Origin of the sequence: Sphingobium sp. R-21, from assembly GCF_049913335.1 — a bacterium.
In the GTDB taxonomy this organism is placed as follows: domain Bacteria; phylum Pseudomonadota; class Alphaproteobacteria; order Sphingomonadales; family Sphingomonadaceae; genus Sphingobium.
The window spans coordinates 278,474-292,710 of sequence record NZ_CP184374.1; the positions used below are offsets into that span (position 1 = coordinate 278,474).

At 60.0% G+C, this 14,237-nt stretch carries 14 protein-coding genes, 1 tRNA gene, 1 pseudogene and 1 other annotated feature; of the genes and pseudogenes, 11 read left to right on the plus strand and 5 right to left on the minus strand.

All coding sequences use genetic code 11. The features are described from left to right. Nucleotides 1-92: 92 nt before the first annotated feature. Nucleotides 93-407: a hypothetical protein gene (locus ACN9MX_RS01295; RefSeq protein WP_133654620.1), complete on the minus strand. Its 315-nt coding sequence runs from the start codon at nt 405-407 to the stop codon at nt 93-95. A gap of 73 nt (nt 408-480) precedes the next feature. Beyond that, on the minus strand, nt 481-1,002 hold the full coding sequence (locus tag ACN9MX_RS01300) for a MarR family winged helix-turn-helix transcriptional regulator (RefSeq protein ID WP_133654621.1): 522 nt from the start codon (nt 1,000-1,002) through the stop codon (nt 481-483). Between the two features lie 129 nt (nt 1,003-1,131). On the opposite strand from ACN9MX_RS01300, the gene ACN9MX_RS01305 reads away from it, so the two are divergent. From ACN9MX_RS01305 to ACN9MX_RS01335, 7 genes are all read left to right on the plus strand, one after another. Next, nucleotides 1,132-1,206: transfer RNA gene (locus ACN9MX_RS01305), tRNA-Gln, on the plus strand. Nucleotides 1,207-1,425: 219 nt separating this feature from the next. Further along, the gene (locus tag ACN9MX_RS01310) at nt 1,426-2,712 is read left to right on the plus strand and encodes a tyrosine-type recombinase/integrase (protein WP_363827389.1); all 1,287 of its coding nucleotides are present in this window, start codon (nt 1,426-1,428) and stop codon (nt 2,710-2,712) included. Nucleotides 2,713-2,910: 198 nt separating this feature from the next. Then, nucleotides 2,911-4,143 (plus strand): FAD-dependent oxidoreductase, encoded by a 1,233-nt coding sequence (locus tag ACN9MX_RS01315; RefSeq protein ID WP_363753382.1) that lies wholly within the window; start codon nt 2,911-2,913, stop codon nt 4,141-4,143. Then, on the plus strand, nt 4,140-4,556 hold the full coding sequence (locus ACN9MX_RS01320) for a thiol-disulfide oxidoreductase DCC family protein (protein ID WP_363827386.1): 417 nt from the start codon (nt 4,140-4,142) through the stop codon (nt 4,554-4,556). Before ACN9MX_RS01315 ends, ACN9MX_RS01320 begins: the two co-directional genes overlap by 4 nt. Then, nucleotides 4,553-6,187, plus strand: coding sequence for a precorrin-6A/cobalt-precorrin-6A reductase (locus ACN9MX_RS01325; RefSeq protein ID WP_363827384.1), 1,635 nt, complete (start codon nt 4,553-4,555; stop codon nt 6,185-6,187). Before ACN9MX_RS01320 ends, ACN9MX_RS01325 begins: the two co-directional genes overlap by 4 nt. A 382-nt stretch (nt 6,188-6,569) precedes the next feature. Continuing rightward, the gene (locus tag ACN9MX_RS01330; RefSeq protein WP_363827382.1) at nt 6,570-7,445 is read left to right on the plus strand and encodes a hypothetical protein; all 876 of its coding nucleotides are present in this window, start codon (nt 6,570-6,572) and stop codon (nt 7,443-7,445) included. Nucleotides 7,446-7,568: 123 nt separating this feature from the next. Beyond that, on the plus strand, nt 7,569-8,597 hold the full coding sequence (locus tag ACN9MX_RS01335; protein ID WP_363827379.1) for a hypothetical protein: 1,029 nt from the start codon (nt 7,569-7,571) through the stop codon (nt 8,595-8,597). Between the two features lie 89 nt (nt 8,598-8,686). Here the strand turns inward: ACN9MX_RS01335 and ACN9MX_RS01340 are convergent, their stop codons facing one another. From ACN9MX_RS01340 to ACN9MX_RS01350, 3 genes and pseudogenes are all read right to left on the minus strand, one after another. Beyond that, nucleotides 8,687-9,538: a DUF2971 domain-containing protein gene (locus ACN9MX_RS01340; protein WP_363827377.1), complete on the minus strand. Its 852-nt coding sequence runs from the start codon at nt 9,536-9,538 to the stop codon at nt 8,687-8,689. Nucleotides 9,539-9,707: 169 nt separating this feature from the next. Next, nucleotides 9,708-10,753: pseudogene (locus ACN9MX_RS01345) on the minus strand (IS3 family transposase); the annotation flags it as partial. Further along, nucleotides 10,539-10,655: a sequence feature (AL1L pseudoknot), on the minus strand. It overlaps the preceding pseudogene by 117 nt. After that, nucleotides 10,725-11,882, minus strand: a complete 1,158-nt coding sequence (locus ACN9MX_RS01350; protein ID WP_426387217.1) for an ATP-binding protein — start codon at nt 11,880-11,882, stop codon at nt 10,725-10,727. The pseudogene ACN9MX_RS01345 and the gene ACN9MX_RS01350, both read right to left, overlap by 29 nt. Before the next feature lie 796 nt (nt 11,883-12,678). Between ACN9MX_RS01350 and ACN9MX_RS01355 the strand changes: the two genes are divergently transcribed. Genes ACN9MX_RS01355 through ACN9MX_RS01370 form a run of 4 tightly spaced genes read left to right on the plus strand, consistent with a single transcriptional unit; the run spans nt 12,679 to nt 14,237 of the window. Continuing rightward, nucleotides 12,679-12,957 carry a hypothetical protein gene (locus ACN9MX_RS01355; protein WP_426387218.1) on the plus strand — a complete coding sequence of 93 codons (279 nt, stop codon included), beginning with the start codon at nt 12,679-12,681 and terminating at the stop codon, nt 12,955-12,957. Beyond that, nucleotides 12,954-13,139 carry a hypothetical protein gene (locus ACN9MX_RS01360; protein WP_363827340.1) on the plus strand — a complete coding sequence of 62 codons (186 nt, stop codon included), beginning with the start codon at nt 12,954-12,956 and terminating at the stop codon, nt 13,137-13,139. Before ACN9MX_RS01355 ends, ACN9MX_RS01360 begins: the two co-directional genes overlap by 4 nt. Nucleotides 13,140-13,198: 59 nt before the next feature. Continuing rightward, nucleotides 13,199-13,516: a hypothetical protein gene (locus tag ACN9MX_RS01365; RefSeq protein ID WP_426387521.1), complete on the plus strand. Its 318-nt coding sequence runs from the start codon at nt 13,199-13,201 to the stop codon at nt 13,514-13,516. A 1-nt stretch (nt 13,517) separates the two neighbouring features. Beyond that, nucleotides 13,518-14,237: a hypothetical protein gene (locus ACN9MX_RS01370; protein ID WP_363827337.1), complete on the plus strand. Its 720-nt coding sequence runs from the start codon at nt 13,518-13,520 to the stop codon at nt 14,235-14,237.

Consider the following 14,237-nt stretch of genomic DNA (forward strand, 5'->3'; position numbering starts at 1 on the left):
GCTGGTGCTGCGGATGAGCGCTCAGGTCAAGGGCCGCCTGCGAAATGGAGGACCGTGGCGCCCTGTTCTGCCCACGGGGCCTTGCCCGGCCGTCAGTCCTTGCGCATGTCGTTGCCCGCGCGTTCCATGGCGGCGCCGACGTCGCGCTTTGCTTCGCGCGCTTCGCGTTCGGCGTCGCGCGACGCATTGTCCATGGCCGCGCCGACGCGATCGGACCCTTCGTTTATGGCATTGTCCGCCCTGTCGAGGCCCCGGTCGATCCTGGCGCCGGCCTGGTCCATCGTGTTGCTGACGTCATTGCCGATCGCGGAGCCGGCATTTTCCAGATTATCGGCCGCTTTTTCCGAGCAGGCCGAGAGGCCAAGGACGGTCAGTGCCGACATGGCGGCCAGGAATGATGTGCGCATGGTTCACCCTTATCTTGCCTTCAACAAAGACCTGATAAGCGCCCCGGCGGCGATAAGGTTGCGTAACGATCCTTCACCGGCCGCGCAAACCGAACACCATGGACCTGTCCTGATCCGGGATCAGCCCCTCCAGCACCCGCCAGAATCCGGTGACGGAGCCTTGTCCCGCCTGGGCATAGGCCGCCGCCATCTTTTCCCGCAAAGCGCGGAACAGCTCTGCCTCCAGCGCCATGCCGGCAGCGCTGAGCCGCAGCAATTTCTGCCGCCGGTCATTCGCGCCCTGGCGAGTTTCGATATAGCCCTGCTCGATCAGGTCGTTGAGCACGCGGCCGAGCGACTGCTTGGTGATCGCCAGCAGGCGCAGCAGGTCCTTGACGGTGAGGTCAGGCTGGCGCGAGATGAAATAGAGCGCGCGATGATGCGCCCGGCCCAGCCCCTGCGCGGCGAGCCCCTCGTCGATCGAGCGGGTCAGCGCGGAATAGCCGAAATAGAGCATCTCTATGCCGCGCCGGATCTCGTCCTCGCGCAGGAACAGCGGCGAAGCGGGTGCGATCTGGGACGTCGGGGCGGGGGAGGAAGAAGGGGGAGCGGGCATGCCGGTCGGTTCCAGGCTGAGAGGACAGGGCGGCGTGCATATTGGCGGTTCCGGAAAATAATGACTAGGCTTTCCTTTCGCGCGGCAGGCGCTATATGGCGGTCCGCGCCGGCATTGTCCGGCCGATGCTGGGGCGTAGCCAAGCGGTAAGGCAGCGGTTTTTGGTACCGCCATGCGCAGGTTCGAATCCTGCCGCCCCAGCCACGATTTTGGCCCATTATGACCAACAAGGTCTCAAGGGGTTCCAAAAAAATGGCCTGTTTTCAGAGACTTGTTTCGTATATTCTGTCCCACACAGGAGCCATTCCGATCGGGCAGTCTCATGCGATTTGTTGGTCAGCCTGTTGGTAAAAACAGGAATCGAAGACGGAAAAAGCGGTCACGCAGGATCGAACCCGGAACAGCTGAACCGGAGTGCCGTTCATGCTGACCGATCAATTGCTCAACACCCTCGTCGCCCTGGATAAGCCGATCAAGAAATCCGACGGCGGCGGGCTTCATATCTTCGTCGTGCCCTTTGGAAGAAAGCGCTGGCGTCTCGCCTATCGCTTCGATGGTAAGCAGAAGACCATCGACGGCGGCGAATACCCTGCCGTCAGTCTGCATCGTGCGCGGGTGTGGCGCGAGGAGATGAAAGCCCTGCTGGCGGCAGGCACCGATCCCATCGCGCACAAGAAAGAGGCCAAGTTCCAGGCCGTCGCCGACAAGGTGACTTTTGCAATGCTCGCGCGCGAATGGATCGAGGCCCGACGGCCGGCCTGGTCGCCGCGCTATGCCCGGCTGATCGAGGGAAGGCTGGAGAATGACGTTCTCCCCATCATCGGTGACAAGCCGATCCGCTCCATCCTGCCGCGCACGATGCTCGAAGCCTTGCGGGTCATCGAGGCGCGGGGTTCCTATGAGATGGCGCATCGCATCAAAAATCATTGCAGCGAGATTTTCCGTTACGGCATTCCCGATGGGCGGTGCGAGACCGATCCGTGCCGCGACCTGTCGGCCGCCATGATCAAGCCGTCACCGGTCCGGCACCGGGCTAAGATCGAGATCAAGGATCTCCCTGAATTTTATGCGCGCCTCAATGCGGACGCGGGTTCCGAACTCAGCCATCTTGCGCTGCGATGGACGATCCTCACCATGGTGCGCACCCAAGAGACGCGCTTTGCCCAGTGGAGCGAATTCGAAGGGCTGGGGAGTGACGAACCGCTCTGGCGGATACCGCCCGAGCGCATGAAGATGCGTTCCGAGCATCTGGTGCCGCTGCCGCCGCAGGCCATCGATCTGCTGCGCAGGATCAGGGACATCAACCCCTATGGCAAGGCGGGCAATGAGCGGCTGGGTAAATATCTCTTCCCGGTCGCTGGCTCCCGATCGGACACGATCAGCGAGAACCGGATGCTCGACGTCATGTATCGCATGGGCCTGCGCGGCAAGGCGACGGTTCATGGATTTCGGTCGTTGGCGAGTACTGTGCTCAATGAGTCGGGGCATTTCATGCCCGACTGGATCGAGATGCAATTGGCGCACATGCCGCGCGGCGTCAGGGGCGTCTATAATGCGGCGCGCTATCTATCGCATCGGCGCAAGATGATGGCGTGGTGGGCGAAATATCTGGACGCCGCCGAAGAGGCGGCGCCCATAGCGCTGGAGGGATTCAAAGTGGCCCAGCGCAAGCAGGAAAAGGCGCTCGCCTGGTTTCGGGCATCTTGGTGATAGCAGATGACATTCGTCCTATTTGTTAGTCGACAGGATGAGGGCGACCCTTTGTCGCCATTTGCGGCCCCGATCGACGTCTCCACAAGCAGACTTCATTCATGACACACTTCAGTGCAGCATCGGGTTAGGATGCCGATTTTAAAAGGTTGCGGCAATCCTATTGGATAGGACGGTATCCTCAGCTAGACAGCCGCTATGCGGGGGCTGGATATTGCGATCGCGGGCTGCGGGCCATGCGGACTGGCAGCGGCGCTGTTGCTTCACCGTACCGGACATCATGTCACGCTGTTCGAACGCTTCGACACGCCTCGACCCATCGGGTCCGGCTTGATGCTCCAGCCCACAGGAATGGCGGTTCTTTCCAAATTGGGATTGCTGGATGCGGCGCTGGCGCGGGGCGCGCGCGTCGATCGATTGTTCGGCAAGGCGGGCAAGCGGGTGGTGCTCGACGTTCATTATACCGCCCTGCGCGACCGGGGTATGTTCGGCATTGGAATCCACCGCGCCAGCCTGTTTGCGATTCTGCACGACGCCGTCCTGCAATCAGGCATTATGGTCCATACCGGGCGGACCCTGACCGGCAGCGCCTCAGTCGGGGCGAAACGTACCCTGCGCTTTGCTGATGGTGAGACGAGCGATCCCTATGATCTTGTAATCGATGCGCTGGGCACGCGCACACCGCTGGCGCCGCCCACCGGCCGGGAGTTGGCGTATGGCGCGCTGTGGGCGAGCCTCGACTGGCCGCAGGACGCTGCATTTGATCCCCATGCGCTCGCGCAGCGTTACGACCGCGCCAGCATCATGGCGGGAGTCCTGCCCATCGGAACTCCGCCCGGCGCAACGATGCCCAAGGCTGCCTTCTTCTGGTCGCTGCGTGCAGATCGGCTGGACGACTGGCGCAAGGCCGGGCTGGCGCCGTGGAAAGCGCAGGTTGCCGCGCTCTGGCCCGACTGCATGCAGCTGCTCGATCAGATCCACGATCCAGACCAACTGACCTTCGCCCGCTACGCCCATCGAACCCTTGCGGCTCCAGCGGAACCGGCCCTGATCCATATCGGCGATGCCTGGCATTCCGCCAGCCCCCAGCTGGGACAGGGCGCCAACATGGCGTTGCTAGACGCGTGGGCGTTGGCCAAGGCTCTTGCGGCGGAGGATAGTGTCGACGAAGGGGTGCGGCATGCCATCAGACTGCGCCGCCGCCATGTGCTGACCTATCAATGGCTCACTGCGCTGTTTACACCAGTCTATCAGTCGAACAGCCGTCTGCTGCCGTTGATCCGCGACCGCTTGGTCGGACCCCTGTCCAAGCTTTGGCCCGCCACCACCATACAGGCGGCGATGGTCAGCGGGCTGGTTGGGAATCCGTTGCCGCGGCTGGGGCTGGATGGCGATCTGGCGGTCGGCATGCCCATGGCGGAGGCGGCATGATAGAAACGCCGAATGACAGCGACGGCCCGATCATCGTCTTCGACGCAATGTGCGTCCTCTGCTCCGCCAACGCCGCCTTCGTGCTGCGGCACGAAAGCGCTGGCGGCTTTCGGCTGGCGGGCATGCAGGGTGATGTCGGTGCCGCACTCTACCGCCGGTTCGGGATCGATCCGACTAATCCGGAAACGTTGATTGTGGTGGAAGATGGTCGGGCCTTGCGGGACGGCGACGCTGTGCTGCGCATATGGGCGGGGCTGGACCGTCCCTGGAACTGGCTGGCGGCATTCCGCATCGTGCCGCGCTGGCTGCGCGATCCCGTCTACCGCTGGATTGCCCGCCATCGTTATCGGTTGTTCGGCAAGCGATCATCCTGCTGGCTACCGACGCCGGAACAGGCCCGCCGCATCCTGTGAGCCGGATATTACTCCTTGGCGGCTATGGCGGTTTTGGTGGGCGCATCGCACGCCGTCTCGCCTCCGCAGGGCATGAGGTGCTGGTCGCTGGCCGGTCCATCGATAAGGCCAGCAGCTTTTGCGGGGACGCGTTCGGCTTGATCCCGCTGGCGCTGGATCGCACCGAAATCGCCGCCGCACTGGAAGCGCACGAGCCAGACATGGTGGTGGACGCCTCAGGTCCGTTTCAGGCGATGGACCACAGCATTCCCAAAGCCTGCATCGCGGCGGGGATTCATTATGCCGATATCGCCGACAGCCGCGACTTTGTTTGCGGAATCCGGATGCTGGACGACGATGCCAGAGCCGCAGGCGTCACCCTCCTCTCCGGTGCCTCCAGCGTGCCGGCGCTCTCGGGTGCGGCGGTGCGGCATCTGGCGCGGGGCATGGACAGGGTACGCGCGGTCGAGATGGCGATCAGCGCATCCAACAAGGCGACGGCAGGTCCGGCGGTATCTGCTGCCATAGTGGGACAGGTCGGCCAGCCCATGCACATCTGGCGCGGTCAGCGTTGGGCGAAGGCCTTCGGATGGCAAGAGATGCGTTCCGCCATGTTCCAGTGTGCAGGGACGGAAGCAATCACAGGTCGCGAGGTTGCCCTTGTCGATGTGCCCGACCTCGCCCTTCTGCCCGAAAGGTTGGCGGGACGCCCGGCCGTCAGCTTCCGGGCGGGTACAGAACTCCGATTCCAGAATTGGGCGCTCTGGCTCGCCAGCTGGTTGGTGCGTTGGCGGCTCGTCCTCACTCTCGCGCCGCTCGCGCGCTTCCTTCACCCTCTCCAGTCCCTGACCCGTTCGCTGGGCAGCGATCGCTCCGCCATGATCGTGCGCCTGTTCGGTGACGTGGTTGGCCAAAAGGTCGAGCGCCGATGGACGCTGATCGCCGACCGGGGTGATGGTCCGGAAATACCGACCTTGTCCGTGGTGCCCATCGTAGCGCGCATCCTGTCAGGACAGGAAGCCCCAGGCGCCCGCGATGCCGGAGAGGCGCTGACGCTTATCGATTATACCGATGCCTTCGGACAGCTGGCCATCCATCATGATACGACGGAATTGTCTGCTCCGCCGACCTTGTATGAACGTATTATGGGTGATCGTTTCGGACAACTCCCACCGGAGGTGCGCGCCATTCATGATGTGTTCCGCGATGGCGGCGCAGCGGGAGAAGCCATGGTGACCGGTGCAGCGAACCCGGTGGCGGCATTGATCGCGCGGATCGTGGGCTTTCCCAAACCCGGTACTCATTGCCTGCATGTTCATTTTCGTGAAGTGGATGGCCGCGAAAGCTGGATGCGCGATTTTGGAGGGCGGCGCTTTCAGAGCCATCTCAGCCAACGCGGTCGCTGGCTTGTAGAGCGGTTCGGACCGTTCCGCTTCGCCTTCGATCTTCCCAGCGACACTCAGGGATTAAGCATGGTCATGCAGCGATGGTGGATCGGATCCATGCCCTTGCCAGGATGGCTTGCTCCGCGCTCGACCGCCCGGGAATGGTCGGAAAACGGACGTTTCCATTTCGATGTGCCCATCGCATTGCCCTTGATCGGGCGGCTAGTTCATTATCGCGGATGGCTGGAACCAGTAGAAAGCGGATAGCCTATCGTCGACCCTTTGCCGCCATTCGGCGCCCGATTCCCGAGCCTCAGAAGCCGACCGTCTGCTATTCGGCGGCTGTCGACCAGATTCGGTCGTTCCGGTTCGCGCGGACGAACTTCCCCGTATCGATGGAGGCTGCCGCCCAGGCTGATCGAAGCGGACGATCGGCAACGCGCTTGAGTTATCGCCGGTCGGCGGCGAGATTGATGATGCCGATAGCTGCCGTTCATTCCGCTTGCGATGAGTCCCCAGTTAGACAATGCTGCGATCAGCGACGAACGAATTAGTCTCCCCACAAATGGTCTTTCAATTGCATCAACCTACTAGCGACGCCCAAGAAGCGCCTGAGCCTTCTCGCAGTTTGACGAGTTGGGCAGGGATTGTGTCCCTTGTATACATCGCGATCGTCTTGGGCGCGCCACTCGTCGTTAATCTCGGCATTTGCAGCAACAACTCGGCGCACGTTCTGTGCTGGCTGCTACCAAGCACGGCGCTCACCGAATTCGATAAGTGGGGATCCTACTTGTCGGGGGCATTGGTGCCGTTGTCCCTTGTATGGGTTGGCCTCGCGTTTCGATTGCAGCAACGCCAGTTACTTGAGCAGGGGCGACAGCAGGCCCGCGCCTCGGAGATCGCCTTTGAATCCCAGCGGATCGCCGACCGACAGGCGCTGAGCGCGCTTGCGCCGACCTATCTGACAAGGATGGATGCGGCACTTCGTGATTTTGCGGAGCTAATCAATAGCAACCTCTATGGCTCGACCGAAGGAGAAGTTGGAGGGCGGGTTCCCGATGAGGAGGTGGCGACTTCGATGTCGGCCGTTGGCTCGGTGTTCACCACTTATCACAACCGTCTAATCGGTCTCGCAAGAGGCGAGCTAGGCGACGAGGAAGCCCATGACTTGAAGCAGCTGTTTATCGACAGCGATATGTCGGACTACCTCGACTTCTTCTTTGAGCCGTTCAACGAGTTTGAGCGGAGATGTCGCGATCTCGACTGCATGATCCTTATGCCGCCTCATGTCCGCTCGATGGCGGGAACGATCAAGTGGAACTTCCTGCGATCGACTTGGCGCTGGCATCCGGACCAAACCGAGCGACTTCGCCTCGCGCGTTTGGTTGGATGGACGGCCAGCGAGTTGCAAGCTCGATTCGCCGAACAGCCGGAGGATGAGGTGTGGGATCCGTACGACGCTAAACGCGAACACGAACGTCTTGCCAGTCAGCGCCGACGTAGCCGCGCTCAGCATCGTTCATGAGAGGAGGCGTCGCCGCATTCGGATCGTTTTGGAATCTTTCTGACCTTGCCGGCCGCTCACTGTACAGAGACCGGCAGCTAGAATTAGCGGCTTCATTGCCAGAAAGCCGTGGGGGATGAATAAATGTCGGCAGCGAGCCCTACAACAGCGAGCGATGAAGAGTTGCAGCGCTTTTCGGAATCGGAGCGCTACTATCTGGAGACCTCTGCATTCAATCATCTTTTCGACACGTTCACGTTGCAGGAGATCGAACTGACGCGCGCGTACATGCGCAGGAAGGGGGTGATCTTCGTGACATCCCCTACCGTTCTCTGGGAAATTATGCTCGTGTCCGATCGCGAACGGGCAGACGAGATGTTGCTGGCGGCGCAGGCTTTGTTCGATCCAGTGCTGCTCGGCACCCCGACCGAACTCACGGTCCGCTATATGCGCTCGGCCTATCCGCAGAACGTCATCAATTATGACGTCGTCACGTCTCTCTCCTGGGCATCGTCATGGCCAGCAATGACGCGCGAGCTCCGGCGGACCTTTGATTACGATATCGATCAATTGCGTGCGAAGACCGCGCCAATCCGGCAAGTGTCGCGTAACCTTAAGACAGTGATCGAAAGCGAAGGACATGAGCGCGACATGGTTGGGCTCACCGCGAAATTCGTGTCCATGGTCTTTGGCGCCATCCACGAAGACATCGAGCTGTCGAAGCTCGACGAGGTTACCGCGAAGATGGTCATTCTCTACGGGTTCCTGCTCCTGATGACCGGTGCCGATCTCGATGAAGAGCCCGCACGAGAATTTTGGCGGGAGAAAGGATTCTATGGCGAGGACGCACACGCCGAAGTTACGCGGATGTTCACCGATTATCCAGATATCTTCCGACAGGGACCGCTCGTGACGATGGCCGTGATGGCGGCGCTACAATACAAATCAGGGAAGACAAATCGGGGGGCGCTGCATGACGGCATGCACCTAATCTATGCGCCCCATGTCCACGCGATCCTCTCAAACGACGCCGCCTTCCTCGATCTCGCCGGTACATTCCCCTGGATGCGCGCCAAGGTGCGGCACATATCCGAGATCAATCTCCGCATGCTCGAGGTGCCGCTCTATGAATATCCCGACGCACTTCATACGCGGGATGGACTTGAGGGCTAAGAATAGACCTAGCGCGCTACATAACTTCGGACGGCCGCTCACGGGGCCGATAAGGTTGCTGAAATGGTCGAGGTCTGAGCGCTGCGCAGTCAGGCGCGGTAGGGCAGGGTCGATCGCCAGACGTCGAGGCCGTGGCTGGCGAAATAGGCTTCCTGCGTGGCCGCGTCGGAAATGCTTATTGTCGGGCCGAGCCCGGCGCTGACGATCGCGCTCGATCCGTCTTTGCGGCTCAACGGTAAGGCGATGTAGCGCGTCGCGCCATAAGCGCCGTTCCGCATGCGGACCGTTAGCGCCGGGACTTTCCCGCCACCGGTCCGGTTGCCGCCGACATCTTCAAGGCTGGCGTCGCCTTGACGGATCAGCATGCGGGCGATCCGGACCTCGCGTTCGTCTGCAAAGCCTGGATGCTTAACGTTGAACAGATCGGCGACGAGGTGACGCGCAAACTCCATCAGTTCGTTCGGGTCACTGGGCGCTTCCTCTGCCTGCGCCTGCACAACCTCGAGAGCGGTGCGCAACATCTTGTCGACTAGGCCTTCCTCATACAACACGGTGCGGATCGCAACACCTGCGTCGTGCTCGAGATAGCGCGCATCGATACCGAGCACGCAACCTGCACCGTTATTGGCATAGCTGCGCCACTGGCCTAGATCGTCGCGCCGTGCGGTAAGCGATCCCAACATCAATCCGGTGTTTGCGGTCAGGCCTTCGAGCATGAAAATGACGCAGGTGCGCGCGAGCGTTTCAATGTACACCTCGCGATTTGTAAGCAGGGTGACGAGTTTATCGCGCGCATACGTAAATTCCGATGCGTCATTCATTGCGGTAAATTCACTCATCCAGATCGCGCGCGTCTCGACCATCGCCCTTGCTGCTTTGACCGAGGTGTAATGATAAACGATCGGCGTGTCGTTTGAGCTGAAGTGCCACGGCAGGTCCATGCTGGATTGCTAGGGCAGTCTGAGCTTTTTGGAAAGGCTGGCGCGGCTATTCTGGACGAATTCCGCTGACTTCAACACGCACGTCATTGGTGGGAGCATGGTCTTGTTGAACTAGGCGGCTTGCTCGGGCTGAACCGCGCCGGGTTTGCCGGAGGCTATTTGGTATAAGTTACGCAGCCATGGGGACGTCGTCCAGCATGGCGTAGTACAGTTCCTCAGCTTCAGCTGGCGGGATATTGCCGATGGGCTCGAGCAGGCGCCGGTTGTTAAACCAGTCCACCCATTCGAGCGTGGCATATTCCACGGCTTCAAAAGACCGCCATGGTCCTCGCCGATGTATCACCTCGGCCTTATAAAGGCCGTTGATCGTCTCAGCCAAAGCATTGTCATAGCTGTCGCCGACGCTGCCAACCGATGGCTCGATCCCGGCTTCGGCAAGCCGCTCCGAGTATCGGATCGACACGTATTGCGATCCGCGGTCGCTGTGATGGATGAGACCACCCCGATGGACAGGACGTCGTTCGTGGATAGCCTGTTCCAGTGCGTCCAGCACGAAGCCGGCATGCGCAGTCCTGCTGACCCGCCAGCCCACAATGTAGCGAGCATAGACATCGATCACGAAGGCGACATAAACGAAGCCCGCCCACGTCGCGACGTAGGTGAAGTCCGACACCCAGAGCATGTTCGGCGCCGGTGCATGGAACTGCCGGTTCACATGATCGAGCGGGCACGGCGCAGCCTTGTTGCTGATCGTGGTGCGCACGGGCTTGCCCCGGATCACCCCCTGTAAACCCAGATCGCGCATCAGACGCGCGATAGTGCAACGGGCAACAGCAAAGCCCTCGCGGTTCATCTGCCGCCAGACCTTGCGCACGCCGTACACCCCGAAATTCTCGGAAAAGACCCGGACCACCTCTGGCCTCAGATCCTGATCGCGCCGGACACGATCTGACAGTCGCTCCGGATCACGTCGCTGTGCGACGCGCTCATGATAGGTGGATGGGGCAATTGGCAGAACCCTGCAAATCGGCTCGACCCCATATTCCGCGCGATGCTCGTCTATGAAGGCCGTCATCGTTTGAACGGGCGGTCGAGCTCCGCCTGGGCAAAATATGCGCTCGCCTTCCGTAATATCTCGTTGGCCTGGCGCAACTCACGGTTCTCACGCTCCAGCGCCTTCAGGCGATCAGCCATCTCGGTAGGCATGGCCCGCCGCCTTCGCGGACTGATCGATCACGCTCCATACGTTCGCGATGAAGGTTTGCTGGACCTGCGCGTGGAGATGCACCTCGGGCTCCTCGATGAAGATGAGGTGGCACAGCGGGCGATTCTCGGCGGTGAGGAGCCACTGCGAGTGAAAGTGTCTCGCCTGAATGGCCATGTAGATAAGGTTCTTGAACCCTAGCCCATTGTAAAGCTCCGGCAGCTCATGTGCACGGCCGGGATCGACGTAGAGCAGCTCGGTGTTGCCGCGCAGCGCGGTCTCCGGACTGAGCGAAGATATGATGCGCAGCTCCCTATCGTTAATCGACGGCACGCCAAGATCCTTAATCAGGCTGATCAGTGGATCGAACTGTTTCGCGTAATGATCGGTGAGCTTCCGATTGTTCTCGTCAATGACTCGGTGCGCTTCCGCAGCATGATCGGTCTGCTCCAGATTCTTTCGATAGTAAGAGGCGAAGGCGGAGGAGAGCCGATTGCTTCGGCTGCTGTCATCGTCATTGATGTTTCGCTGGGCGTCGACAAAATCGACCCGCACGAGATGCTTAAGCAGGCGGCGGCCCTCTTCCGGATCCAGCGGGTTGGCATGGACCTCAAGCCCACCGCCTTCGACAGCCTTTTCCTCCAGCGATGCATAACGCACGGCGGAATGTCGGCTCAGATTGTTATCGGTCGACATATATTGCGAAAGCGTCTTCGTCCGACTCCCGTCGGCATCAGCGGGGTAAGCGGCGAAATATTGATCTCGCAGCTTTCTTGGCTCCTCGACGCCGTATGACAGCCGGATGCCGACCCGGGTGAAGTCCGACAGTTTTGGAAGCAGAGTGAAAACCCGCCCAAAGGCGATCGTGTTTGGATCGATCGTGAACCAGAGGTCGAGTGATATTTCCGGCAGCGAGGTGGCTTCGGCATCACCCCCGAAGGCGTCGAAATCCGCCATCGTGGCAATCGCGAAATCGTGAATTTTGAAGTCTCGTTCGCCGAGAAATGAACGAAAGATCGCGGTCGCCGATGTCTTTCCGCTGTTGTTGGGTCCAACAAAGATCGTCTCCTTGTCCTCGATATCGATTGCGACGGCTTCCAGGCGTCGGAAATTCCGTATCGAAACGGCGCTTAGCTTCATAATCCCCCGTCTGCTGCGCCCCCGATCAGCAATCCGATCGTCTGTTAACAGCGATGGGTGGCACCGGCGCAGCGCCTCGAAGGTTGCACAGTTGTCTCCGTCTAACAAGAACCATGGGGTCAAAGGCCATCATTCTGGACCTATCTGCGGTGAGTCTTAGTCTGATCAGCGTATACAATGCGCGGCAGCTTTTGAGACAGCTCATCGGCAATGTGGACGACCGATATGGGGAGCATAGCAGACGCCAATCGCATGTGCGGCGCGGTGCTGCCCATGATCTATCCTCCTTCCGCTGCTTCCTTCCGGCCACTTGGCGTGACCCGGCAGAACTGAGGTTGAGGGTGAACGATCGTGGTCCGGCAGAGTGCCGTTGATGGGTGGGGTTGCCATCTTACCGACTCCTGATCCAAGAGGTTCGGCATGACAGCCGCGACACCTGCACAATTGAATGCTGCCGCAGAAATCGAGGCGCTCGACAATCCAGGAATCACTAAGTTCTATTTGGCGGTCCGACGCGAGTTTCGCGAGCTACTCAAGCGCGCCAGGCGGATCTCGCGCGGTTCGGGTGGCATTTCTTCCACCGGTAACCGCATGTATTGGGGCTGTGTGCTGTTCACGCGGATCGTGGTCACTGCCAAAAGCCTTGATCAGTTGCTACCTGATCCCAAGCCGGGCGAGCATTGGGATTTCAGCGCCGCCGCATCGCTTACGCGCAATCTCTTCGAAGCCTGTCTGGTGTACCACTGGCTGTGTGGCGAGGACGTCCCGGAGACGCTATCCATTTACAGACTATGGCTTGATCGAAGGTGTGGTCGAGACGATCAGCCGCGATGCGATCGAGCAGAACCAGCAGACGGCACTACGGGACGAGAAGAACAGGCCAGTCCAGCCAGGACTCGTCTATGCCGCACGCATTCGCTTGCACCAACGCACCATCAAGGTGGCGGGTATGGATCAGCCCATCGGGCCCGGACTTGCCGTTCAAGCGGAGATCAAGACTGGAGAGCGCAGGATCATCCAATATCTCCTCTCACCTATCGTGCAGGCCATGGATGAAGCGGGGAGGGAGAGATGAAGCAGGCTCCACGAATTCCCTCTGAGAAAGGCAAATCGTTATTTTACCGTAACAATTTTGTTGACCGCGTCGAAAAGCTTTTGCAGCACATCGTCCAGAGCATGCCGGCAGAGTCCGCCATCCGACGGGTCGCCAGAACAACAGATGAAGTCGGGGTTTACCTGTGCGACGACAGCTATTGAGTCTCATGCCAGCGGCATTAGCAATCCTGGCGCTGAGCGCCTGCGCGTCGCACGAATATATGGGGATTTCGCTTAAGCCAGGCGTGGCGGCACCTGGGCTTCGGGATCTCGCGCAACGGGCGAGTGGAGGTAACAGGCAGGCGCAGCTTGAACTGGGAATTCGATATGAAGAAGGGCAAGGACTGCCAGTTGATCTGGAGCGGGCGAGGAAACTCTATACCATGGCGGCAAGTGATAGCGGCGGAACTATGTGGATCTATTCTCCCTCGCCAGGAGGTGGTTCTCCCGCCAGGGTTTTGCCGGTCGATCGACCCGTCGTGCATGGGCTTGACGAGGCAAAGCGCCGCTTGCGAGGTATGATCCATGAGGCGCGCTAAGATGTTTGCGCTGGTGTCCGCCATTGCTGCGCTTACGGCTGGAGCGGCCGTAACCATGGGAATTATCCCAATTGCCCGCCCTCCAGCGCTCGCACCCGCCGATTCAGAGACGCTAGTCGTTCCGACTGAGCGGAATAAATATTTCAAGCAAGATATTCGTTTCAAGCTGACGTTACCATCAGCGTATCTGCACCAAAAGGGTGAGACCTGGAAGCCTCCGCTCAATGGCGTGTCGTTCGCAGTCGACCTTAAGGATGGTAGGGCAACAGGGCTAACCCCTATTGAGCGCCCCTCGGTTGTCGTAGTGGCGCTCTCGGTGGTCGCCTATCAAGGCGTCGATAGGAGCGTAAAAGATTATGTCCATCTCCGTCGTACGGACAAAGGTGAGCGTTGGGGCGAAGAAATCGAAACGCGCCGATATGGACTGAATTATTTCACTACCATCGAATATCCAGGCGCACCGCCCAAGGAATTCTTGTTCGATAATGATTTTTTTCATCGAACGATGATTGACTGTCGGCCGAGCGGGAATGCCTATCCTTCGCTGTGTACATTAACCGTCGTGGGCGAACGTGGCGGGGGCATCAATCCGCAGGCCAATGCTGCGGTAATGACTGAGATCATCTTTCGTCATGAGCGGTTGGCGGACTGGGAAATAATCCGACAGCAGGTCGAGCACTTTCTTGGCGGCAAAATTATTGTAAGCGGTTGGGGGAACTGA

Excerpts from the sequence above, each read along its gene's own strand:
- ACN9MX_RS01295 (WP_133654620.1), bottom strand. The coding sequence starts at position 407 with ATGCGCACATCATTCCTGGCCGCCATGTCGGCACTGACCGTCCTTGGC.
- ACN9MX_RS01300 (WP_133654621.1), bottom strand. The coding sequence starts at position 1,002 with ATGCCCGCTCCCCCTTCTTCCTCCCCCGCCCCGACGTCCCAGATCGCA.
- ACN9MX_RS01310 (WP_363827389.1), top strand. The coding sequence starts at position 1,426 with ATGCTGACCGATCAATTGCTCAACACCCTCGTCGCCCTGGATAAGCCG.
- ACN9MX_RS01315 (WP_363753382.1), top strand. The coding sequence starts at position 2,911 with ATGCGGGGGCTGGATATTGCGATCGCGGGCTGCGGGCCATGCGGACTG.
- ACN9MX_RS01320 (WP_363827386.1), top strand. The coding sequence starts at position 4,140 with ATGATAGAAACGCCGAATGACAGCGACGGCCCGATCATCGTCTTCGAC.
- ACN9MX_RS01335 (WP_363827379.1), top strand. The coding sequence starts at position 7,569 with ATGTCGGCAGCGAGCCCTACAACAGCGAGCGATGAAGAGTTGCAGCGC.
- ACN9MX_RS01340 (WP_363827377.1), bottom strand. The coding sequence starts at position 9,538 with ATGGACCTGCCGTGGCACTTCAGCTCAAACGACACGCCGATCGTTTAT.
- ACN9MX_RS01350 (WP_426387217.1), bottom strand. The coding sequence starts at position 11,882 with ATGAAGCTAAGCGCCGTTTCGATACGGAATTTCCGACGCCTGGAAGCC.
- ACN9MX_RS01360 (WP_363827340.1), top strand. The coding sequence starts at position 12,954 with ATGAAGCAGGCTCCACGAATTCCCTCTGAGAAAGGCAAATCGTTATTT.
- ACN9MX_RS01365 (WP_426387521.1), top strand. The coding sequence starts at position 13,199 with ATGGGGATTTCGCTTAAGCCAGGCGTGGCGGCACCTGGGCTTCGGGAT.
- ACN9MX_RS01370 (WP_363827337.1), top strand. The coding sequence starts at position 13,518 with ATGTTTGCGCTGGTGTCCGCCATTGCTGCGCTTACGGCTGGAGCGGCC.